The following is a 20,425-nucleotide window of genomic DNA, read 5'->3' on the forward strand; positions in this document are numbered from 1 at the left end:
CCAATTATCACGCGAAAGGGGGCTCTGCTCTTTCCCGTACTTCGTGCTCTCGTCTTCTCGCTTTTGGCAACAAACATTGAAAACGCTACCAAGGGGGATCTCGATGAACGTTACACCTGCTGCAAACGGCAAACACAAATACTTGGTCTTGGCTCTACTCTGCTTGGGATGGATCATCAACTACTTCGACAAAGTCGCGATCAACGTGGCCGTCATTCCCATTTCCCAAGAATTTGGCCTATCCGAAACACAGGTCGGTCTTATTCTCAGCAGCTTTTTCCTCAGCTATGCGATCATGCAGCCGATCGGAGGAAGTCTGGCCGATAAATTCGGTTCACGCAAAGTCATCCTCATTTCTGTCGTGTGCTGGTCACTTTTTACGATTCTTACCGGATTCGCTTGGTCCTTCCTCTCTTTGATCGCGATCCGTTTCCTGTTTGGTATCGGGGAAGGAAGCTATCCTTCTGCCAGCTCAGTTGCTGTCGCCGAGAGCTTTCCCCAGCATGAGCGGGCCCGTGCCAAATCCATTTTGACTTCTGCCACCACGATCGGTGCTGTTCTCGCTACACTCGTTGCCGCAGGTCTTTCCAAGCATTTCGGCTGGCAGGTTATGTTTATCATCCTCGGGGTAGTGGGCTTCCTCCTTGCTGCCTTGTACGCCAAGTTCCTCTATCCAAGCGGCACAAAAGCAGCTGCAGCCAAGGCCGCAACAAACAAACTCCCTTTAAAAGAGCTGCTGAAAATCTCCATGCTGTGGAAGCTGATGGCCATCTACTTCGGTATCTCGATGGTCAACTGGGGCATGATGTCCTGGATGCCATCGTATATGGTAAAGGTTCGTCATCTCGATATGGTTTCCATGGGGGCACTGGCTTCGATCCCCGCGATTCTCTCTTTCTTTACCGTACTGGGTACCGGATGGATGCTGGATAAAAAAATGGTTGGACGCGAGAAGCACTTGATCGCGGTCGGCTCCTTCATTGGCATCATAGCGCTTTATCTGTTGTCGAAAGCACCATCTGTAGCCTTGGTTGTCACGTATCAAGCCATCGCCAGCATCGGTCTCGGGGCTGCTGTCACCACGACGCTGACTATGCCGCTCAAGTACATAACACCATCCTCCGTGGGTGCGGCTTCCGGACTGATTTATCTCGGCGGTCAAATCGCCGGGGTCATTGCTCCAACAGCTATGGGCTTTATGATCCAACAGTTTAACGGCTCCTATGATGCAGCCTTCTGGTTGTTGATCATCGCGACTGCTATTCCTTTCGTTGTCGGCTTGACACTGCGTACAGGATCCCCAACCAGACAAGACCCACCACAGGCAGTCCCTTCTAGCAACTGATTCTGCCGCTAGAGTGGCTTCCTCACCAAATTTGATCCAGCGAGGTGTTCTACATGGTCAATCACGACCGAATTTCCGAAATCATCGAACAAAAACGAGAGCGCTTTACCCAAGTAAGCGATTCTATCTGGGAGTTTGCCGAAACCCGCTTTGAAGAGTTTCGCTCGGCAGAGCTGCTCTGCCAAACACTCGAGCAAGAAGGCTTCGTCGTAGAAAAAGGTCTAGCAGGTATTGAAACGGCTTTTGTCGGCACCTATGGAAGCGGCGGTCCAGTCGTTGCCATCCTCGGCGAATACGATGCTCTCTCTGGTCTGAGCCAGGAACGCGGCAATGCGGCTCATACCCCGATCCAAGCCGGTGGAAACGGACACGGCTGCGGTCACAATCTTTTGGGAACCGGCTCATTGGCAGCTGCTGTAGCTATTCGCCATTATATGGAAGAAAACCAGATCCAAGGAACCGTCCGCTACTACGGCTGCCCGGCAGAAGAAGGCGGTTCGGGTAAGGCTTACATGGCTCGCGAAGGACTCTTCGACGATGTCGACTTCGCCATCTGCTGGCATCCGCAAAACTTTAATGCCCTCATGTCGATCAGCAGTCTGGCAAACTATCAGGTGTACTTCAAATTCAAAGGGAAAGCTGCCCATGCTGCCGCTGCTCCCCACCTCGGACGAAGCGCCCTGGATGCGGTTGAGCTGATGAATATCGGGGTTAACTACCTGCGCGAGCACGTCATTCCGGAAGCGCGCATGCACTATGCGATCACCAACACAGGCGGCTTTTCTCCGAATGTCGTACAGGCAGAAGCGGACGTGCTGTACTTGATCCGCGCGCCCCATACCCAGCAGGTCGAAGAAATTTACCAGCGTGTCTGCAAAATCGCACAAGGCGCTGCCATGATGACGGAAACGCAGGTCGAGATCATTTTTGACAAAGCCTGCTCCAACCTCATCCCGAACCAGACCTTGGAGCGCGTCATGTATGAAAACTTCCGTCAGCTCGGCGTCCCGCAGTTTGATGAAGCAGAAAAGGATTTCGCCCGTCAAATTCGCACGACTATTCCAATAATGGACAAAAACAGCGAGCTGCAAATGCTGGCCAAGCTGAAAGGCCCGGGCGCCAGCGAGCTTCTGAAGCAGCTGAAGGAGCTGGAGCTGTCTGAGTTCCTCCTTCCCCACATGCAAACGCCACGCCTGATGTCCGGCTCTACAGATGTCGGCGATGTCAGCTGGATCACCCCAACGGTCCAATGCTCGACTACCTGCTTTGCCATGGGGACTCAGCTTCACTCCTGGCAAGCCGTTGCCCAAGGCGGAATGTCTATTGGCCATAAAGGGATGCTCCACGCCGGAAAGGTCATGGCAGCTACGGCAATCGATGTTCTGCTGCGTCCGGAAGTGGTGGCAAAAGCCAAAGCTGAGCTGCAAGAGCGCTTGGAAGGACAATCCTACGTCTGCCCGATTCCTGCTGAGATCAAGCCGGCCGCACGTCGATAAACTCTGCATCATCCAATAGAAGGACTGGCCCTACGGCAGCCCTTCTATTTTCATTATCCTGTCGATTGCTCGGTTTTCTTCCAGTCCCCCTGCATCAACAGCCGAATAGGAAGCCCTCCGAAAAAGCTCGATTACTCGTCGCTTTGCCCCTTCATCATCGCTCGTCACGTAAACGGCTGACCGACCTCTCGTATTTCCTTGAAACGCCGTGCTTTTCGCCCCGACAATCCTGCTTTCAGGGAGTCTTTTTTGAAGCTCTTCCGTTACAGATGTACGCCAACCACATAGCAACCGGTCTTCGCTTGTTTGCGGTATGGACAAGTCAATCACGATTTTCCCATTTAGCCAAGGCGCGTATACGTCCGCCCATGGCAAGAGGTCCTGGTAAGGCAATGCAACTACGATCAGCTGATGGGCTTTGATAGCGTCCAAGTAGCTGGAGATGCTTATGCCCCTCTCCTCCATCTGCAGCTCCTTGGCATAAGAGGGCGAACGAGCCCCCCACGTTACCGACTCATCAGGAGCCAACCCTCGCAAAAAATGGACGACTCTTTTTCCCCATCTGCCATCCGCGATGATTGCGATCATCAATCATTCACCCTGCTGGCCAGCACCTTGTCGATCGCTGTCATCAAGCGCCCCATTCCCGTCTCGATCACATCAGGCGTGGCGTGTGTGTAATTAAGCCGCAATGTATTTCTCTCGGGCTGACCCGCGAAGAACGAAGCTCCAGGCACAAAGGCTACCCCCTCTTGCAGGGCAACCTCCAGTAGCTCAGCTGTATCAATCGCTCTGTTGATCGACAGCCAGAGGAACATTCCGCCCTGCGGCTCTACCCAATGAAATAGATTCTGACCGCTCTTGGACAAATACTCCTGCATCACCAGTGAACGATGCCTGTATTCCTCCCTGAGTCTGTCCAGATGCGGCCGGGTGGGGAAATCCTGCAGGAAATAGTACATGGCGCGCTGATCGATGGAGCTGGTATGGAGATCCGTTGATTGCTTCGACAATGCGCCCATGCGGATGACCTCCTCTGGCCCTGTCATCCAGCCGATGCGAACTCCGGGAGCGACTGTTTTGGAGAAGGTGCTGGTGTAGATCACATGGTTACCATCTGCATCCATACTTGCCAACGGTACCGGCTCCTCCTCCGTAAAACGAAGCTCGGAGTACGGGTCGTCCTCAACGATGACTACTTTGTGCTTTGCCGCCAGCTGTAGCAGCGCTTCCCGCCTTTTCTTGCTCCATACCTTGCCCTCTGGGTTAGAAAAGGTAGGAACCACGTAGATGAACTTGGGAGAATGGGCGATGATCTTTTCCTCCAGATCCTCAGGAATCATGCCGTCCCGATCACTCTTGACTGCGATGATATTGGCTTCGTACAACTGAAATGCTTGCAGCGCCGCCAAATAAGATGGGTTTTCTACCAGGATCGTATCGCCAGCACTGAGAAACACCTTTGCCAGCAAATCAATCGCTTGCTGCGATCCTGTCGTTACCAAAATATTTTCAAGCGAAGCAATAATGCCTTTCTCTCTCAGCCTTTCCTGAATGAGCATCCGCAGCTCGCTGTCCCCCTCTGTCGGACCGTATTGAAAATATTTCCCTCCAGACCGGAAAACCTTCTGATAAGCCAGCTCCAATTCCTGTACGGGAAACAAGGCTTCATCAGGCAAGCCACCGGCAAAGGATATGACATTTCCCGATTGAATGATTTTGAGCAAATCTCGGACTGCGGAAGAGGTGATGCCCTGAACGCGCGTTGCAAATGGATATTTCATTTAACCACTCCTTACCCTACTTGTTTTTGTAGAGTAAGCATACGGAGCAGACACTATAACAGTAAACACACATTTATAACACTTTTCCAAAGATTAAAAGTAATCGTACACTTTTGCGGTTCTATGCGCTACACTACTTGTAATGTTTTTCTAGGAGCAAAGCATCTCCGACGGACAAGGAGGTTTGGCATGCATATCGATTTAGACAGACACTCCGGCATAACACTTTCAGAACAGATTAGAACATCGATTGCGGATCGCATCCAATCCGGCTTGCTGCAGGAGGGGGAAAAGCTCCCCTCTGTACGAAAGCTTTCCAAACTTTTGGACGTGAGCTTGATGACCGTCTTTCACGCGTATGAGCTGCTGGAACAGGAGGGACTCATCGACCGGATTCAGGGAAAAGGCACATTTACTCTGGGAAAATCAAAAGGATCTAAGCATAGGCCGAGCCAGAATGACTCGGGAAAACCGTCCTTGGACTGGCAGAACGCCGTTGTCGATTATTTGCCTCGTGCCCAATATTGGCGAATGATGCAAACGCCGCTTTTGGATGTCGCGAAACTATCCATGGCTGCTCTCCATTCATCGCTGATTCCTACCGAATGGATTTCCAAGCAGTTTTTTCAGTACGCTCAACTCGACAGCACGCTCCTGACCGAATATGGCCCTGTCCAGGGAGACAGCAAGCTTCGCGGGGCCGTTCTTCCTTACTTTCGTGAAAAGAGCATTGCCGTGAGCCCGAATGAAATCATGATTCTCAACGGCTCCCAGCAAGGTATTGACCTAGTCGCATCTACCTTTGTGGGACCCGGTGATTGCGTTGTGCTGGAGGAGCCTGCCTATCCCTGTACGATTGACGTTTTGAGAAAGCGGGGTGCCACCGTTTATACCATCCCGATCGACGAAGAAGGCATGCAGGTGGATCGTTTGGCTGCCTTATGCGATACTCGCCCTCCCAAACTGATCTACACCAATCCCACCTATCAAAATCCTACAGGCACAGTGATGAGCGCCAGGCGTCGGGCGCAATTGCTCGAGCTTGCCCAAAGCTACAACGCCATTATTCTCGAGGATGATGCGACCAGTGATCTTTACTTTGGCACAAAGCCCCCTCCGCCGCCCATCAAAAGTATGGATCGGCACGGGCATGTCATCTATCTGAAAGGCATCAGCAAATTTATTTCCCCCGGCTGCCGCATCGGTTTCTTGATAGCAGATGGGACGTTTATCACGCGTCTGGTCAGTTCCAAAGGGATTAGCGACCTCGGATCGCCGCTGATCACGCAGAAAGCCATTCTCCCTTTCTTTACGTCCAATCAGCTGCAAAAGCATTTGCCTGTTTTGCGAGAAAAACTGAAAGAACGTAGAGACTTGGTTCTTCAGATTTTGAATCGAATGGCTCCCAAAAGCGTGCAATGGACCAAGCCAGATGGCGGGTTGAATATTTGGCTCTCTCTACCTCCTACGATGAATGCGGATGACTTGCATACCTTTGCCCTAAAAGAAGGAATCTCCTTTTTGCCAGGCCATGTCTGTTTTCCGACACAGCAGCAATACCACCATCTTCGCCTCTCTTTTTCTTACCTGGATATGCATTCGCTCGAACGTTCGCTGATCACGCTCTGTCGTTTGCTGCAGGACTTTACTTCGTCTGACCAGCATTCCCAGCGGATGATGCCTATGTAATTTCATCAAATCAAAAGCGCAGAGGTGCTTCTCTGCGCTTTCAGGTATTCCCGCTTGCCTATGCTCTTGATTTTTGTTGATTGATCAAATACACCGTGATTTCGGGAAAGCAGCAGAAGCGCAAAGGAATTCGCGAGGTCCCCAGCCCTCGGCTAATCGCAAACAAACCGACCCGATCATCCTTCTTGATCCCAACATGAAAGTGCCTGTACGGCCCCATCGTTTTCCCGAGCAGTCTGATTTGCCCCCCATGCGTATGCCCTGTGAGCAACAAATCCGCATGGACGCCATTCGCCCGAATAAATGAAATAATGCTGGGAGAATGAGCGAGCAGCACCGTGCAATCCGCCTGCTCATCCGAGACTTCTGTATGGTATTGCTCAAAGCCGTAGGTTGAGTTATCGAAGCCATATACCCGCATCCGCGTGTCTCCGATTCTCACGATGCTATCCTCATTTTCCAAGACCTTCATGCACGTCTGCCACTGCTTTTTGCTGGCCTCGTAATCCGCTCCGGTGTAATTCCTCTTTTGAAACCCGCGCATCTCTTCACGCTCGTAATTGCCTGGCACGAAGAAAATTCCATGCTTCGCCACAAGCTTTGCGATTTCCCCTATCACGTTCGCGAGCTGATCGCGTTTTTGCGTCAAGTCTCCGGTGACGAAAATCATGTCGGGCCGCCAGCGATTGACCAAGCGATGTAAGGTACCATTCAGAAAGCGGGTACGCCCGTGCAGGTCAGTGATGTGGACAAAAATGGAAGGTGGCATCCGTGGATGAGAGAGATGGACAGGCGTCGTCTGGACATACAGGGTATGGCAAACAAACACCATCCCCCCTGCTGCAATACTGAGAAGAAGCACGATGGCAGCTCCAGTCATATCGGTAGTCCTGCTCCCTTCTATTGCTTGATGGTTGGGGAGAGATCATGCTGCTCTTTCCTTTTATGCTCGCCATCCTCGTCCTATTCGCGTACGCTCCTGGAATGTCCTCTCTATTCCTGCTGCAAATGCGTTTTCGCGACATATCTGGCGATCGTAAAGGACTGCCAGCTGCGCTCTTTCTGCAAACGGTCCCTCTTTTCCTGAAGGTAGTACTCGATTCTACCTCCTATCCCTTTATCCTCTCGCAGTGTGGCGATGATCGGAATCGCGTCATCGGACAGCTCTATCAAATACGCGACATCGATTCTCCCTGTCTCGTAGTAGCGATGGATGTTGTTTTGGGCTATCACCGCATCTACCTGGATGTAATTCAGTACGACATACGCAGCAATTCCTGCGATCCCGCAATATTTGAGCAACGAAAAATCGTTTCGCCAGATTTTCAGGAAAGCGATCACGAACAGCACAAACAAAAAGATCATGAAGGCATGCGCCAAAAATCGCGTCTGTGTGTAACCGTAGGCCTCTTCATAAAGCGACAACCGGAAGTAAGCCGAAAACAGCATAAAGCTCGTACAGATGGTCAACAGGCTAAGCATAGCCTGCACGAATTTATAGATAACGGGCTGCGCTCTCGATACGAGGTGCATGAAGCTGACCAGCAGAATGAAGTTGATGATCGTCACCATCACCAGCTCTTGAAATCCTTTTTTCGCGTATTCAGCATACGTCATATCAGCTGGCAAGACCGCCTGTGCTCCCCCAAACAAATAGGAAATCTGAATGATCGTAAAAGAGACATAGACCACATTGATGATCGTCAGGATCGTGACGAGGATAACCCCGTCCCACGCAATCCTTTTCTCTTCCGATCGCTCCAGCAGCTTATCGGCCACTTCTTGCGGCTTTGGACCAATGACGGCGTAGAAATAACCAAAAATCAGAAGGGCGACCAGACCAATCCTCAACAGGCGGTATAGCGCCTCTGCAGAATCGAAGTCAAACAAGAGGCTCGGTATTTTGGCTAGAAGGTGTCCGAAAACACCGTCTGCCTGTGAGAGCAGTGTGAGAACGACGAGTAGAATGGGAAGCGAGATGCCGATTCCAGCCAGTATCTTCACCGCTACTCCGTATTTCTTTCGGTCCATCCGGCTTTTTAGCCAGTGGCGGAGAAAGGCAAAGGGAATCATGGTGTACTTGAGGGTATACAGCAGCACGGTTTCCATCATCTCACCTGCAAAGCCCAGTGAGTACCAGCTCTGTCTGTGCCGTTTGGTGAGCAGCATCGTTTGCGCCACGAACAAAAACGGGACAGCCAGGATATTCAATAGTCGGAGTAGCGTATTGTCGAATAGAAAAAAAGTCAGCGCGAGAAGAACGATGGGTACTGTGAGCAGCCATGCAAACAGCTGATCTCGCGAAAAGGTCAATTGGCTTTGCTGTTTGGCTTGCCAAAAAAACAAGGCGTACAACCCAGATACAAACAATGGATAGGAGATGCCAAACGCCTTTCCGTAGAACAGGTAATCACTAAGGACACCGATCGCCACGGAACCAAGCCACAGCCAACGCAGCCCTCTATGTATTTGTAACTGCTGTGCTTCCACAGTCTTTCACTCCTTGATGCGTATTCGCCATCCGGGCGGCCGTCCCAGATCCAGCCAGATGTAAATACGTGGAAACACGGCAGACAGATACAAGAGATGGAAAATAACCTCCAAAAGAAAAAACCTTTGCAGCTGATGTAAGCCACAAAGGTTTGATTCTACTTCGTTATTTCCTTAGTCGTCGCACTTCTCCGCTTTCCCTTCGGCCAGTGCCGTCTTGAACGACGACCCGCAGCCACAGGAAGCCACCGCATTCGGATTCACAATGGAAAAACCGCCGCCCATCATGGATTCCTTGTAGTCAATTTCGGTGCCTTTAATGTATAGATAGCTGTCTTTATCGACAACAATTTTTACGCCGTGCTGCTCGAAGGTCTCGTCGCCTTCTTTCATTTCCTGATCCCAGCCCATGCCGTAGGTGAAGCCACTGCAACCACCTGGTCTGACTCCCACGCGTAGGAACAGATCCGGGTTATTTTCTGCTGCCAGCATTTCTTTTACCTTCAGGCTGGCTTGCTCTGTCAATGTAATCATGCCTCTTTCCTCCTTCTACAGGCAATGGCAATATTCTTGCGTATCTATAGTATACATAAAAAGGAGCTCCCTCTACAAGGTTCCCCTGCACTTCGAGAGCCCATTGAAGAGAAACCCGCTTATTAATGAAGAAAAGAAGGGTTTCCCCTTCTTATGCGAAAAATGCTTTGTTTTCCAGAAGATAAAATCGATACGGTTTCTTACTTGTGCCTACCTTAGACAGACTATGATCTATTTGGTTCAGTTCGTTGTGTAGTTGATCAATTTGTATACTGTATTCTAGGACTTCTGGATGATCCAACCCAAACTCTAACCCCATACTTACCATACGCTGTCGAAGGAGTTCGATTTTTTCGAGCAAAACGTCCCGCATTTGAAGCTCCTCCTAATAGTAGATCAGGCTAACTACCTATATTTTACAAGATTACCTAAGAATTCGCAAACAAAATTTCCCACCATCTCCTATTTCGAGGCAATATTTTGCCGATAATTGTTATATTTTTACAGCTGACAGTTGGTGAACTTATGTTATTGTTCCCTCTCTTCAAGAGGTTTATAATATAGATGCCTTGTTGTCCGATATGCATTACTCGAAGCGGATGGCTCGCCTACTGCAACAAAGGGTTAGACATCCTCCTACATCAGAGATTTCTCTCTTCCCCATGAACGTACCGGATTGGGAGAAGCTGGACGAACCTCTTTAAAATTCCCATATTATGAATCATGAAAGGACGTGTTTGGAATGGCGCTTGAAACCATTGCCATCCAAGACAAATCGCTCGCAGGCATCGCTGAAAAAGTACAGCATGGCGAACGCCTTACCTTGGAAGACGGTGTTACCCTCTTCAATTCCCACGATTTGCTGACGATTGGACAGCTTGCCAATCTGGTGAATCAACGCAAGAATGGCGACAATGTGTATTTTGTACAAAATATGTACATCAATCCGACCAACGTCTGTGAGGCGCACTGCAAGTTCTGTGGTTTCCGCCGCGACAAGGATCAAGACGGCGCGTACACCATGAATACGGAAGAGCTTCTGCACTACGTCGAAACACGCTTCCACCCAGGCATTCGTGAGTTCCACATCGTAGGTGGGCACAACCAGCACATGCCTTTCGAATACTACATCGACACGCTGCGCACGCTGAAAAAAGCGTACCCGAATGTTACGCTCAAATCGTATACTGGCGCTGAAATCGAGTTCTTCTCCCGCATCTCCGGCCTGTCCATCGAAGGCGTTTTGAAAGAGCTGATGAACGCTGGCCTGGAAAGCTTGACTGGCGGCGGTGCTGAGATCCTGACTGAACGCTATCGCATGAAAATGAGTCCAGAAAAAGCGAGCACCGACATGTACCTGCAGGTTCACCGGACGGCTCACCAGCTTGGACTGAAAACACACTCTACCATGCTCTACGGCTCCATCGAGACTTTGGAGGAGCGCGTCATTCACATGCTGCGTCTGCGCGAGCTGCAGGACGAAACCAACGGATTCATGGTATTTATCCCACTCGCTGTACAGCCGATCAAAGCAAGCGCGGGCATCAAACGCCGCAACTCTGCGATTGACGACCTGAAAACGATGGCGATCAGCCGTTTGATGCTGGATAACTTCCCGCACATCAAAGCGTACTTCATCAACATCGGTACGCAGCTGACCCAGCTGTCTCTCACCATGGGAATGTCCGACGTTCACGGTACCCTCGTTGAAGAGCGCATCAGCCATGCTGCAGGTGCACTGACACAACAAGCCCTGACTGTTGATGAGCTGGTCTGGCTGGTAAAAGGTGCTGGCAAACGCGCACTGGAACGCGATACCTTCTACAACGTCGTCAAAGAACACTAATCGGATGAAAATAAAGAAGCTGATGCTCGATTCTGCGGCATCAGCTTCTTTCTATTAAGACATCTTAATAAGGAAAGTCTTCTTCATCCTCGCGTATCTTGTTCTTTATCTTGGTCAAAAGTTCATCTGCTGTTTCGGCTTGCACAAGTTTTCCATTGACTAGGGCAAAGGGCAGCATATAGCACTCTCCGCAATAACCCAGACAGCCGTATTCCAAAACATCTACGTCCAGATCAGGATCGTTCTCGAGTGCATCCAGAACGGATTGGGTATAGGAAGAAACGTTGCTGGCGCAAAATTCTACTAAAGGCTTCATCATACTTCACCTACCGATACAATCAATCGACATCGTCACGTCCTTTATTGTACCGCGTCTGCTGTAAAAATCCAGCGGAGAAAACGGGAAAAAGATTCTGCTTGCATTTTTAGTGAAAGAGACTAAAAATAGAATGGGTGCTGTATTAAAACGGACAGAAGAAAGGACTAGACCTTCTATGAAACGACTTGTGATCCTTGGTGGAGGATACGGGGGTCTTCGTATTATCGAGCGAGTCCTGTCCCCTGATTTACCAGATGACGTGTTTATTACCCTCGTGGACCGTATGCCTTTCCACGGTCTAAAGACAGAGTACTACGCTCTGGCTGCAGGGACAACACCGGAATCTCACTTGCGCGTCACTTTTCCCAATGATCCTCGCCTGACGATCAAATACGGGGAAATATCCGACTTGGATATGGACGAGCAGGTAGTGAATTTTACCAACGGGGACACCATTTCCTACGACTGGCTCGTAATTGGTTTGGGCTGTGAGGACCGTTACCACGATATCCCTGGTGCAGAACAGTATACGTGCTCCATTCAATCCATGGGAGCAACACGTAGCACTTATTCCGCGATTAATAACGTCAATCCATATGGTACGGTTACTGTCGTAGGTGGAGGATTGAGCGGTGTTGAAATGGCGGCAGAGCTGCGCGAAAGCCGTCCTGACCTGAATGTACGTATCATCGACCGCGGACAAAGCATTCTCAGTCCATTCCCGAAAAAGCTGCAGGAATATGCTTCCCAATGGTTTATCGAGCATGAGGTACAGCTCGTCTCCATGGCCAGCGTGACTGGCGTCGAGCCTGGCGTTGTTTACAACCACAACCAACCAGTCGAGAGCGACGTCATCGTATGGACCGCTGGTATCCAAGCAAACCGAATCGTGCGCTCACTCCCGATCGAAACAGACAACATTGGACGCGCCAAATTGAATCAGTATCATCAAATTCCATCCCATCCAAATGTGTATGTAGTGGGCGACTGTGCGAGCACCATCATCGCACCGAGCGCTCAGACAGCTGAATTGCAAGGCGAACAAATCGCCCTGATGCTGAAAAAAGACATCAAGGGTGAAGAGTATCCGGCTTCTCTCCCTGCGCTCAAACACAAGGGCTTCCTCGGTTCCCTCGGGAAAAAGGAAGGCTTTGCAAGCATGGGGAAGGTTTCGCTCGTGGGACAAATGGCTCGCGTCATCAAAAGCGGTCAACTGTGGATGTACAAAAAGCATATGGGATAAAAAACGCGTTTTCATCCGCCGCATACGGAAGCTGCCCAAAGCACTCCTCCATGCAGCTGCGATAACGCCAAAAAACCTGTTGACCCAAAGTCCAACAGGTTTTCTTTTTTGTCTATTTCCTTTTGTGGCATGCAATCAGCGCTTTTGCACCCGCAGCACCGGCACCTTTTTCAGCTCATACGTACCCGAAAGCACCCCTTCGTGAATGACGCCCAGCTTCAGCAAGCTGTTGATTTTCCCGCTATCGGCTCTCGACATTAAGCGCCAAAGGGACGGGTCAGGCAAAGAATGGAACAACCGCTCATCGCTATAATCCCGACGATCTTGGTATGATATAGTCAATTTATAGGCGCCTTCCTCCAACGAATCCGTGTTTTTGCAGCTTTCCATCAGCTTGCTGCGCAAGTTGCCTAGTTCTTCCTCCACCTGCTTCTGCATCTCTTTCAGCTCGTAATAACGGGCCAGATGCTCTTCCATCCGCTCGTCCTCCTTTTGGATTGCTTGCACCACCATGCAGTATATGTGTCTGTGATCCACGATAGAACGGTGCTTGCGAAACCAAAAGGAAGCCCCCGCTCCGATTCCTTTGAGCGAGGGCTGATTCGTTTTCTTATTTCCCGACTTGCGTCTGAATCGCTTCACCAGGATGCTTGATCAGGAAGGTAGAATACTCTACTTCCCAAGGATTCCATTTGCCATCGCTACCGAGGCCCCAGACGGAATGGATGTTTGATACCGTATCTGCATTGTTCATCCCGACAACACGCTGCTCGCCTACCAGCTCATACGTCCCATTCCCATCCATGTCGACAGGAGCAAGCGAGCTGAACGGATAGGAATAGACGGATAGATCCGCGTCTGCTTTCACAGCGAGCTTGCCTGCTTGATCATACAGCTTGGCTGCTGTGTACAGCGCTTTATTGGCGCTGACATCAAATGCAAGAGGTTTGTCCAGGTGCGTCCCGGTACCTTCGATCTTGAAGCCGTCTACGAACTTCCCTTCATAACGGATGCCTTCGTTTTCCGCCTCTCCAAAGAGCACCTGCGAGGTCTTGCCCGCAAACGTGGCGACAACGTGATTGTAGATGCCTCCGCTTCCGCCTGTCGCTGTTTTAACAAAAGCATCCGCTACATGATCTCCTGTGAAATCAACGAGTGTCAGCTCCCCTTCGTATCCTCCCAGATCGCCCAAATCGGTCTTGCTGTAAGCTTTGGTTTTCCCATCCTGGACCACCAGCTTCATCGCGGAAGCGTAGATATCGTCCTGTTGTTCTTTTGTTCCTACCAGTAACACGGTATCTGCTGCCTGGTCGCCTGTTACGTCTGCTGTCTTTTGGTCGAGAACATATACGTTCTTACCCAGCTGCAATTCTGCTGCTGCCGCAAAAGGCTCCCCTATTTTCGCTTCCGCATGCGCGATTTTTGTATGAGAAGCTGCCAATCCAGAGCCTCCAATCACTCCAGCAAGCAGCAAGAATGTAACGGGCTTCATCCATTTTTTGTTCATTTCAACTTCCTCCTCTATATCGTGGCTACATTCACAACTATAGGACGAAACGGGCCACTTAGCGTTACAAAACAGAAACGAAGAAATGACAAACTGGTAAGGAACCCTTCGTGGAACTTCCTAAGCCTTGCAGCCAAAGGGACCGGACTCGTGTACACGTTCCGACAGTAAAACAAAAAGACGGTCCAAGGTATCCCCCTAGACCGTCTCTTCCATTTTTTCCTAGACTTCGCTTTCCGTGGCCGTTGCCAAAGGCTTGAGGCCCATGCTTTCCAGCTTGGCATGAATGTCCTTCAGCTTCGGATTGCCTTCCCCGACAATTTCCCCGGAAATTACGACAAGCGGATACCACAAATCTTCCTCTATAATCCGCTCGGCCCAGATTTTGTCATCCTCTGTCTGAGGCTGTTGAAAGTCGCTATAGGTGATGCGAATGCTTTCGCCTCCATATTTACGGGAGAGCGCTGCTTGCAACCAGTCAGCTGTTTCTTTGGCGGACGGAAGGTTCACGCAGCTCGCGCATAATTGCTCCGTCCCAAACACTTTGATTTCTACACTCATGCTCACGGCCTCCCTCAACGCACGCTCTCCAGCAATTAGGAGAGTGCTTGTTCCAGATCCTCGATCAGGTCTTCTACATCCTCAATACCGACAGAAATACGGATCAAGCCCTCGGTAATGCCCAGCTCAGCACGACGCTCTACTGGAATGGAAGCATGGGTCATTCTTGCAGGAACGCTGATCAGACTCTCGACTGCACCCAAGGATTCTGCCAGTGTGTAGAGCTTCACCTTGGAAAGGACTTGATCAGCACGTTCAGCACTGCCTACGTCAAACGAAATCATACCGCCGAAGCCACGAGCCTGTTTTTGAATGAGCTCATGACCTGGATGGCTGGAAAGCCCAGGGTAGAGTACACGTTCGATGTCGCTGCGTTCTGCCAGCCATTTGGCGAGCGTGCGCGCATTTTGCTCATGCTCCTCCATACGAACACCCAGTGTTTTCATCCCGCGCAGAAGCAGCCACGAGTCTTGTGGACCCAGTACGCCACCGATAGCGTTTTGTACGAAATGCAGATCTTCGCCAAGCTGCGCATCTTTCGCAACCACGAGTCCTGCCACCACGTCACTATGTCCGCCGAGGTATTTCGTTGCACTGTGGAACACGATGTCTGCGCCCAGATCGAGCGGGTTTTGCCAGTATGGCGTCATGAAGGTATTATCGACAACCAGCAGCAATCCTTTTGCTTTGGCAATGCTGGACAGCGCGCTTATATCATTGACTTTTAAGAGCGGATTAGTCGGAGTTTCCATAATAATAGCCTTCGTTTCGGGGCGTACGGCAGCCTCCACAGCCTGCAGGTCGTTTGTATCGACATACGTGGCTTCTAGTCCGAGACGGGAAAATACACGGGTAATGACGCGATACGTTCCGCCGTATACATCGTCACCTACAACCAAATGATCTCCTTTATTGAACAAGGAAAGAATCGTAGACAACGCTGCCATACCCGAGCCAAATGCAAAACCGCGTGCGCCGCCCTCGAGCTCAGCGATGTACGTTTCCAGCGCGTGACGAGTTGGGTTGCCTGTACGGGAGTATTCGTATCCTTTGTGTTTGCCGATGGCTTCCTGCTTATAGGTACTGACTTGATAAATCGGAACGGATACGGCCCCTGTTGCCGGATCTCCCTCAATACCACCGTGGATCAGTCTTGTTTTGATACGCATCTTAGATACCCCCCTGATAAATTTGTTTGCTGAGATAACGCTCACTGCTGTCTGCAAACAGAACGACGATGTTTGTTCCTGGCGCCGCTTCCTTGGCTTCACGCAATGCTGCTGCCATGGCTGCTCCAGCCGAGCTTCCTACAAGCATTCCTTCTTTGGCTGCCAATTCCTTTACCAGATCGAAAGCTTCGACATCCAGGATGGTATGGATGGCGTCGAAATAGCTTGTGTCCATGAATGGTGGCAAGAACTCCATGCCAATTCCTTCTGTTTTATGCGGTCCTGATTCTCCGCCATTCAGAATGGAACCTTCTGGCTCGACAATGACCGTTTTGATGGAGGAATCTTGTTCCTTCAGATAGCGAGCAACTCCCATGAATGTACCACCAGAGCCAGCACCCGCTACGAAGATATTCACATTACCGTCCATTTGTTTCCAAATTTCCGGACCTGTCGTTTTGTAATGGGCTTCCGGGTTTGCCGGGTTGGCAAACTGCTGCGGGACAAACGCACCTGGGATGGATGCCGCAAGCTCTTGTGCTTTGGCAATCGCCCCTTTGATTCCTTGCTCTGTCGGTGTGTTCACGACTTCCGCTCCGAGCGCACGCATCAACTCCTGCTTTTCCTCGGAAAACTTGGCAGGTACGCAAAAAATAACTTTATAACCTGTTCCTACAGCGGCCAATGCGACACCGATCCCTGTATTCCCTGCCGTTGGTTCAATAATCGTGCCACCTGGCTTCAACTGACCGTTTTCCTCTGCGGCGCGGATCAGCTCCATGCCCAATCGGTCTTTGACGCTGCCACCTGGATTAAAGTATTCCAGCTTGGCAAACAAGCGGACTTTCTCTGGAAGATCAAACTGTGTAATTTCTACGATGGGCGTATTCCCAATCAGTTCCTTAATGTTGCCAAATACATTCACGTAAATCTTACTCCTTATGTTGAAGTACTTGCGGTTTCATTATAACATGCAGCTTATACAAAAAGTCCATGCAAGCTACACATCGCTTGCACCTTCTGATGGAAAGTGTCAACAGGGCACGTAAGCCATGGATTTCTCATCGCCTGGCGTTTATAATAAAGAAGAAGGTTGGAAAGGAGTGATACACGATGGAATTGTTAGATCAAGTGCAAGAAGTTCTCGATAAACTGCGTCCTTACCTGCAACGCGACGGTGGCGACGTACAGCTCGTTGATGTAGAAGATGGTATTGTGAAGCTGCGTCTGATGGGTGCATGCGGTAGCTGCCCTTCGTCTACGATCACCCTGAAAGCAGGTATCGAGCGTGCTCTGGTAGAAGAAATCCCAGGCATCAAGGAAGTACAACAAGTATTCTAATCAGAGTACCGACATGAAAGCAGCTACGGAAGAAATGGCGTAGCTGCTTTTTTTCATGGCTTTCTCGTCTTCATGGCTTCATGGCATCCTCCAGAAACCCGATCACCCGACTGGCGTATTCCTCCGAGGCCATCGCGTAGCTGCGCACATGCCCTGCACGCGGTACGAGCCAAAGGGAAGACTTGGGGTGGATCGCAAGCTCACGAAGCTTTTCACTATTGACGGCGGGCACAGTGGAATCTCCCGTCCCATGAATAAAAAAGATCGGCTTCTTCGCCTGTTTCACTGCCCTGTACGGTTTGACTTCCCGCGGGTTTGCCCCCAACAGGATCGGGCAAATGGTCAAAATCAGCCAGTTGAAGGGATAGCGAGGCAGGCCCGTCCATTGCGGCAAATTTTCCTGCAAATACTCTCGCAGCGAGTAAAATGGCGAGTCTGCAACGATCACCGAAATACGCTCGTCAGCTCCCCCGGCTAAAAGCGCAGTCGCTGCCCCCATGGAAAACCCGATGATTCCGAGTGTATGACCTGGGCACCGCGCACGCGCGTAATCGATCGCTCCAAGCAAGTCCTTTTGCTCCCGCAGCCCAATCGTTGTCAGAGACGGACTGGATTCGCCCGCATTGCGAAAATCAAACATCAGGACATCATAGCCCTCCGCCAGAAGCTTAGCTGCCAGAGACAGCGCGGGCAGATGCGGTTCCTGACGGTTTTGACTGTACCCGTGGGCAAAAATCAGCGTACGGTTTCGCGACTGGTACCCATTGCGTTCAGCGGAAAAATACCATCCTGCCAGATTGATGGCGGATTCCCTGCTGGGAAAGGTAAACGCTTGCGTTTCCTGAATGCCAAAGTCCTCCGGCAGCATATCGAGCGGCTTTCGTGCGGGATGTGTCAGCCTCCAGGTCACATAGAAAGCCACAGCTACCATCCCGATGATTCCCAACAGCACAAGTCCCGCTACTACAGAGAGGATGGTGCTCATAGTGGCGTCAACGGCCTTTTGCCTTCCAGCACTGCCACAATATTTGCTGCTGCCAGCCTAGCCATTTCTGCGCGAGTTTGTTCGGTTGCGCTCCCAATATGCGGCAATGCGACGACGTTGGGCAGGGTGAGCAGCGGATGGTCGACCGGGACCGGTTCCTGCTGAAAGACATCCAGCCCTGCCGCCCAGATTTGCTTGGTCACCAACGCCTGATAAAGGGCGGACTCATCCACCGTTCCGCCGCGCGATACATTAATAAAGACAGAAGTGGGCTTCATCCAGGAAAATTGCTTTTCTCCCATCAGAAGACGGGTTTCCGCTGTCAAAGGAGTCAATAGGACGACGTAATCGGATTCGCGCAATAGCGCCTCCAGACTGACGAGCTCGGCACCCGTTTCTGCTTCTGCGTGCTGCTTTTGGCTCCGGTTGTGATAGAGAATGCGCATGCCAAAGCCTTTTGCCCGACGAGCTACGGCTTCCCCGATCCTGCCCATCCCAATGATCCCTAAAGTCGCCCCATATACATTTTGACCAGCCAAAAGAGACGGACTCCACGACTTCCATTCTCCATTCAGAAGAAAACGGTTCGCTTCCATCAGCCTCCGTCCGGTCGCCATCATCAGAGCAAACGCCAAATCCGCTGTCGCTTCGGTCAATACATCCGGTGTGTTTGTCACCCATATGTCCCGCTTTTTGCAGGCAGCCAGGTCGATGTTGTCATAGCCGACTGCCATGTTGGCCACCACGCGCAGACGCTGTGCCCGATCCAGCAGCTCCTCGTCGATTCGCTCCGTCAGCATGGCCAGAATCCCGTCTGAGCTCTCGATCTTTTCCAGCAAAAGCTCACGCGGGATCGGCTCATCCTGCTTCCATACCTCTACATCCGCTGCGGTTTCCAGCAAAGAAACAGCTTCATTCGCTACTTGTCTCGTCACTAACACCTTGGGCTTCTTCATCTTCCGGCCTCCACAACCAATTAATTTGTGGAATGGACGCGCCGTACTGCTGTGCGACCAGATGTGGATACCGACGGAGTGCCTCTTCCATGCTCGCCAGCTCGTCTTCCAGCTGCGCTCGCCACTGCTCGCCGTTTACTTGCTCCTTCTCTTCAAAGGGAAGCTCCTGATAGGACTCCACCAGTCTGAGAAATCTCCCCGGGTACAGCATGAGTCCGTAAATCACCGCATACTCTTCGGGCAGCAAGGGCGAAACGTGATTGTAGCCTGCGAGGAAGCTGGTCATTTTGTCTTCCTGCCATCCATTGCGTTTCGTTTCAGCTTTGATCCATTGACCGATGTCGCGAGCACGCATGTCGAGCACCCAGTTCCACTCTCCGGCAACCAGACGCGCATCCTTCTCATTCCATAGCATATACCCTTGATCAAAATTTTGGTAGGCAACTTTGCCAAAGGCGGCCGTTTCTTTTACCACTTTATCGTAGCCCGATGCGAGTAAATACTGAACAGCGATTTCCCCGAGCTGGTGCACATACGTGTAACTCGTCAACAAGAGCTCATCCATGGAGGTCAGCTCGCCCTCCACTTCATCCAGCTCATCGCGATATTCATTGTAATGACGCAGCTTTCTTCTCCACATGCTGGGCCAGTTGCCTAACGAGCTGTACGGAATAAAAAGTTTGTCACCTTTAAAGGTACTGGTAGCCAGATGAAATTTTGCCAGGGATTCGCCGCTTGCAAAATAAATGTCCTCTGGAGCCCGCTCCCGCACGCCCCGATACAGGTAGTACAGTTGATCTTCTGCGACAATATGGCCTTGACCGCCCTTTGTCTTGACCAGCTTGAGCATGCCAAAGTCTTGCTGCTGCTCGCTCAAATGCTTGCGGACGCGCTCGATAAATTTGCTTTTGTATTTGTAGCCTGCAGGTGCTTCAAACAGGTAAAACACACCTCTATCCGTTTTCAGCACCGTATTTGCGCCTTTGGCGTGAGCTTCCTGCAGGGAAAAGCCGTATTCTTCTTCCAGCAGCTCTTTTTCTTCCATCGATTTCACCCTCCTTGCATCACTTCGGCAAAACCTTATGGCGCATAGTATGTAGGTGTATCGGGATAGGTGCCTATTTCCTTGCAGATACTATTCGCGTGGTTAACGGAGGAGG

The 20,425-nt window shown here is 50.8% G+C and carries 21 protein-coding genes; 6 read left to right on the forward strand and 15 right to left on the reverse strand.

From position 1 onward, the window contains the following. Positions 1-103 precede the first annotated feature (103 nt). Together EDM59_RS10225 and EDM59_RS10230 are read left to right on the forward strand one after the other, a co-directional pair. A complete protein-coding gene (locus EDM59_RS10225; protein ID WP_122923527.1) occupies positions 104-1,345 on the forward strand; it encodes an MFS transporter in 1,242 nt (413 codons plus the stop codon). A gap of 53 nt (positions 1,346-1,398) precedes the next feature. Then, positions 1,399-2,841: a M20 family metallopeptidase gene (locus tag EDM59_RS10230; RefSeq protein WP_122923528.1), complete on the forward strand. Its 1,443-nt coding sequence runs from the start codon at positions 1,399-1,401 to the stop codon at positions 2,839-2,841. Between the two features lie 30 nt (positions 2,842-2,871). On the opposite strand, the gene EDM59_RS10235 is transcribed toward EDM59_RS10230, so the two are convergent. Together EDM59_RS10235 and EDM59_RS10240 are read right to left on the reverse strand one after the other, a co-directional pair. Further along, the gene (locus tag EDM59_RS10235) at positions 2,872-3,429 is read right to left on the reverse strand and encodes an NADPH-dependent F420 reductase (RefSeq protein WP_122923529.1); all 558 of its coding nucleotides are present in this window, start codon (positions 3,427-3,429) and stop codon (positions 2,872-2,874) included. Beyond that, complete coding sequence (locus EDM59_RS10240) at positions 3,429-4,625, reverse strand: aminotransferase-like domain-containing protein (RefSeq protein ID WP_122923530.1); 1,197 nt, start codon at positions 4,623-4,625, stop codon at positions 3,429-3,431. Before EDM59_RS10240 ends, EDM59_RS10235 begins: the two co-directional genes overlap by 1 nt. Before the next feature lie 189 nt (positions 4,626-4,814). Between EDM59_RS10240 and pdxR the strand changes: the two genes are divergently transcribed. After that, positions 4,815-6,314, forward strand: coding sequence for a MocR-like pyridoxine biosynthesis transcription factor PdxR (gene pdxR, locus EDM59_RS10245; protein WP_122923531.1), 1,500 nt, complete (start codon positions 4,815-4,817; stop codon positions 6,312-6,314). Positions 6,315-6,372: 58 nt separating this feature from the next. On the opposite strand, the gene EDM59_RS10250 is transcribed toward pdxR, so the two are convergent. The 4 genes from EDM59_RS10250 to EDM59_RS10265 form a co-directional block, all read right to left on the reverse strand. Continuing rightward, positions 6,373-7,194, reverse strand: a complete 822-nt coding sequence (locus tag EDM59_RS10250) for a metallophosphoesterase (RefSeq protein WP_246010990.1) — start codon at positions 7,192-7,194, stop codon at positions 6,373-6,375. Between the two features lie 113 nt (positions 7,195-7,307). Further along, entirely contained in the window at positions 7,308-8,804 is a 1,497-nt protein-coding gene (locus EDM59_RS10255) for a DUF4153 domain-containing protein (RefSeq protein ID WP_246010992.1), read from the reverse strand. 174 nt (positions 8,805-8,978) lie between these two features. Beyond that, complete coding sequence (erpA, locus tag EDM59_RS10260) at positions 8,979-9,338, reverse strand: iron-sulfur cluster insertion protein ErpA (protein WP_092272955.1); 360 nt, start codon at positions 9,336-9,338, stop codon at positions 8,979-8,981. A gap of 151 nt (positions 9,339-9,489) precedes the next feature. Beyond that, the gene (locus EDM59_RS10265; RefSeq protein WP_092272958.1) at positions 9,490-9,711 is read right to left on the reverse strand and encodes an aspartyl-phosphate phosphatase Spo0E family protein; all 222 of its coding nucleotides are present in this window, start codon (positions 9,709-9,711) and stop codon (positions 9,490-9,492) included. Positions 9,712-10,080: 369 nt separating this feature from the next. On the opposite strand from EDM59_RS10265, the gene mqnE reads away from it, so the two are divergent. Beyond that, on the forward strand, positions 10,081-11,184 hold the full coding sequence (gene mqnE, locus EDM59_RS10270) for an aminofutalosine synthase MqnE (RefSeq protein ID WP_092272961.1): 1,104 nt from the start codon (positions 10,081-10,083) through the stop codon (positions 11,182-11,184). Between the two features lie 64 nt (positions 11,185-11,248). Here the strand turns inward: mqnE and EDM59_RS10275 are convergent, their stop codons facing one another. Then, the gene (locus EDM59_RS10275) at positions 11,249-11,503 is read right to left on the reverse strand and encodes a DUF1450 domain-containing protein (RefSeq protein ID WP_183192879.1); all 255 of its coding nucleotides are present in this window, start codon (positions 11,501-11,503) and stop codon (positions 11,249-11,251) included. A 175-nt stretch (positions 11,504-11,678) separates the two neighbouring features. On the opposite strand from EDM59_RS10275, the gene EDM59_RS10280 reads away from it, so the two are divergent. Then, a complete protein-coding gene (locus tag EDM59_RS10280) occupies positions 11,679-12,746 on the forward strand; it encodes an NAD(P)/FAD-dependent oxidoreductase (RefSeq protein ID WP_092272967.1) in 1,068 nt (355 codons plus the stop codon). A 135-nt stretch (positions 12,747-12,881) separates the two neighbouring features. Here EDM59_RS10280 and EDM59_RS10285 read toward each other — a convergent pair whose 3' ends face one another. The 5 genes from EDM59_RS10285 to cysK all read right to left on the reverse strand — a co-directional run bounded on the left by EDM59_RS10285 (position 12,882) and on the right by cysK (position 16,908). Beyond that, complete coding sequence (locus tag EDM59_RS10285; protein ID WP_122923532.1) at positions 12,882-13,223, reverse strand: hypothetical protein; 342 nt, start codon at positions 13,221-13,223, stop codon at positions 12,882-12,884. 133 nt (positions 13,224-13,356) lie between these two features. Continuing rightward, complete coding sequence (locus tag EDM59_RS10290) at positions 13,357-14,253, reverse strand: hypothetical protein (RefSeq protein WP_122923533.1); 897 nt, start codon at positions 14,251-14,253, stop codon at positions 13,357-13,359. 222 nt (positions 14,254-14,475) lie between these two features. Further along, a complete protein-coding gene (locus EDM59_RS10295; RefSeq protein ID WP_122923534.1) occupies positions 14,476-14,814 on the reverse strand; it encodes a YuzD family protein in 339 nt (112 codons plus the stop codon). 35 nt (positions 14,815-14,849) lie between these two features. Further along, positions 14,850-15,983: a bifunctional cystathionine gamma-lyase/homocysteine desulfhydrase gene (locus EDM59_RS10300; protein ID WP_092272986.1), complete on the reverse strand. Its 1,134-nt coding sequence runs from the start codon at positions 15,981-15,983 to the stop codon at positions 14,850-14,852. 1 nt (position 15,984) lies between these two features. Further along, on the reverse strand, positions 15,985-16,908 hold the full coding sequence (gene cysK / locus EDM59_RS10305; protein ID WP_092272989.1) for a cysteine synthase A: 924 nt from the start codon (positions 16,906-16,908) through the stop codon (positions 15,985-15,987). Between the two features lie 188 nt (positions 16,909-17,096). On the opposite strand from cysK, the gene EDM59_RS10310 reads away from it, so the two are divergent. Beyond that, complete coding sequence (locus EDM59_RS10310; protein ID WP_092272992.1) at positions 17,097-17,324, forward strand: NifU family protein; 228 nt, start codon at positions 17,097-17,099, stop codon at positions 17,322-17,324. A gap of 70 nt (positions 17,325-17,394) precedes the next feature. On the opposite strand, the gene EDM59_RS10315 is transcribed toward EDM59_RS10310, so the two are convergent. Genes EDM59_RS10315 through EDM59_RS10325 form a run of 3 tightly spaced genes read right to left on the reverse strand, consistent with a single transcriptional unit; the run spans position 17,395 to position 20,310 of the window. Continuing rightward, complete coding sequence (locus EDM59_RS10315; protein ID WP_122923535.1) at positions 17,395-18,309, reverse strand: alpha/beta hydrolase; 915 nt, start codon at positions 18,307-18,309, stop codon at positions 17,395-17,397. Further along, positions 18,306-19,265, reverse strand: coding sequence for a 2-hydroxyacid dehydrogenase (locus EDM59_RS10320; protein ID WP_122923536.1), 960 nt, complete (start codon positions 19,263-19,265; stop codon positions 18,306-18,308). The genes EDM59_RS10315 and EDM59_RS10320 overlap by 4 nt, the downstream gene beginning before the upstream one ends. After that, positions 19,222-20,310, reverse strand: coding sequence for a protein kinase family protein (locus tag EDM59_RS10325; protein ID WP_122923537.1), 1,089 nt, complete (start codon positions 20,308-20,310; stop codon positions 19,222-19,224). Before EDM59_RS10325 ends, EDM59_RS10320 begins: the two co-directional genes overlap by 44 nt. Positions 20,311-20,425 lie beyond the last annotated feature (115 nt).

Origin of the sequence: Brevibacillus nitrificans, assembly GCF_003710965.1 — a bacterium.
In the GTDB taxonomy this organism is placed as follows: Bacteria; Bacillota; Bacilli; order Brevibacillales; family Brevibacillaceae; genus Brevibacillus; species Brevibacillus centrosporus.

Bases quoted from the DNA above. Each gene is read 5' to 3' on its own strand.
- EDM59_RS10310 (WP_092272992.1), top strand. From the start codon at position 17,097: ATGGAATTGTTAGATCAAGTGCAAGAAGTTCTCGATAAACTGCGTCCT.
- EDM59_RS10285 (WP_122923532.1), bottom strand. From the start codon at position 13,223: ATGGAAGAGCATCTGGCCCGTTATTACGAGCTGAAAGAGATGCAGAAG.
- erpA (WP_092272955.1), bottom strand. From the start codon at position 9,338: ATGATTACATTGACAGAGCAAGCCAGCCTGAAGGTAAAAGAAATGCTG.
- EDM59_RS10325 (WP_122923537.1), bottom strand. From the start codon at position 20,310: ATGGAAGAAAAAGAGCTGCTGGAAGAAGAATACGGCTTTTCCCTGCAG.
- EDM59_RS10315 (WP_122923535.1), bottom strand. From the start codon at position 18,309: ATGAGCACCATCCTCTCTGTAGTAGCGGGACTTGTGCTGTTGGGAATC.
- EDM59_RS10290 (WP_122923533.1), bottom strand. From the start codon at position 14,253: ATGAACAAAAAATGGATGAAGCCCGTTACATTCTTGCTGCTTGCTGGA.
- EDM59_RS10320 (WP_122923536.1), bottom strand. From the start codon at position 19,265: ATGAAGAAGCCCAAGGTGTTAGTGACGAGACAAGTAGCGAATGAAGCT.
- mqnE (WP_092272961.1), top strand. From the start codon at position 10,081: ATGGCGCTTGAAACCATTGCCATCCAAGACAAATCGCTCGCAGGCATC.
- EDM59_RS10295 (WP_122923534.1), bottom strand. From the start codon at position 14,814: ATGAGTGTAGAAATCAAAGTGTTTGGGACGGAGCAATTATGCGCGAGC.
- EDM59_RS10280 (WP_092272967.1), top strand. From the start codon at position 11,679: ATGAAACGACTTGTGATCCTTGGTGGAGGATACGGGGGTCTTCGTATT.
- EDM59_RS10265 (WP_092272958.1), bottom strand. From the start codon at position 9,711: ATGCGGGACGTTTTGCTCGAAAAAATCGAACTCCTTCGACAGCGTATG.
- EDM59_RS10250 (WP_246010990.1), bottom strand. From the start codon at position 7,194: ATGACTGGAGCTGCCATCGTGCTTCTTCTCAGTATTGCAGCAGGGGGG.
- EDM59_RS10230 (WP_122923528.1), top strand. From the start codon at position 1,399: ATGGTCAATCACGACCGAATTTCCGAAATCATCGAACAAAAACGAGAG.
- EDM59_RS10275 (WP_183192879.1), bottom strand. From the start codon at position 11,503: ATGATGAAGCCTTTAGTAGAATTTTGCGCCAGCAACGTTTCTTCCTAT.
- EDM59_RS10300 (WP_092272986.1), bottom strand. From the start codon at position 15,983: ATGCGTATCAAAACAAGACTGATCCACGGTGGTATTGAGGGAGATCCG.
- EDM59_RS10240 (WP_122923530.1), bottom strand. From the start codon at position 4,625: ATGAAATATCCATTTGCAACGCGCGTTCAGGGCATCACCTCTTCCGCA.
- pdxR (WP_122923531.1), top strand. From the start codon at position 4,815: ATGCATATCGATTTAGACAGACACTCCGGCATAACACTTTCAGAACAG.
- EDM59_RS10235 (WP_122923529.1), bottom strand. From the start codon at position 3,429: ATGATCGCAATCATCGCGGATGGCAGATGGGGAAAAAGAGTCGTCCAT.
- EDM59_RS10225 (WP_122923527.1), top strand. From the start codon at position 104: ATGAACGTTACACCTGCTGCAAACGGCAAACACAAATACTTGGTCTTG.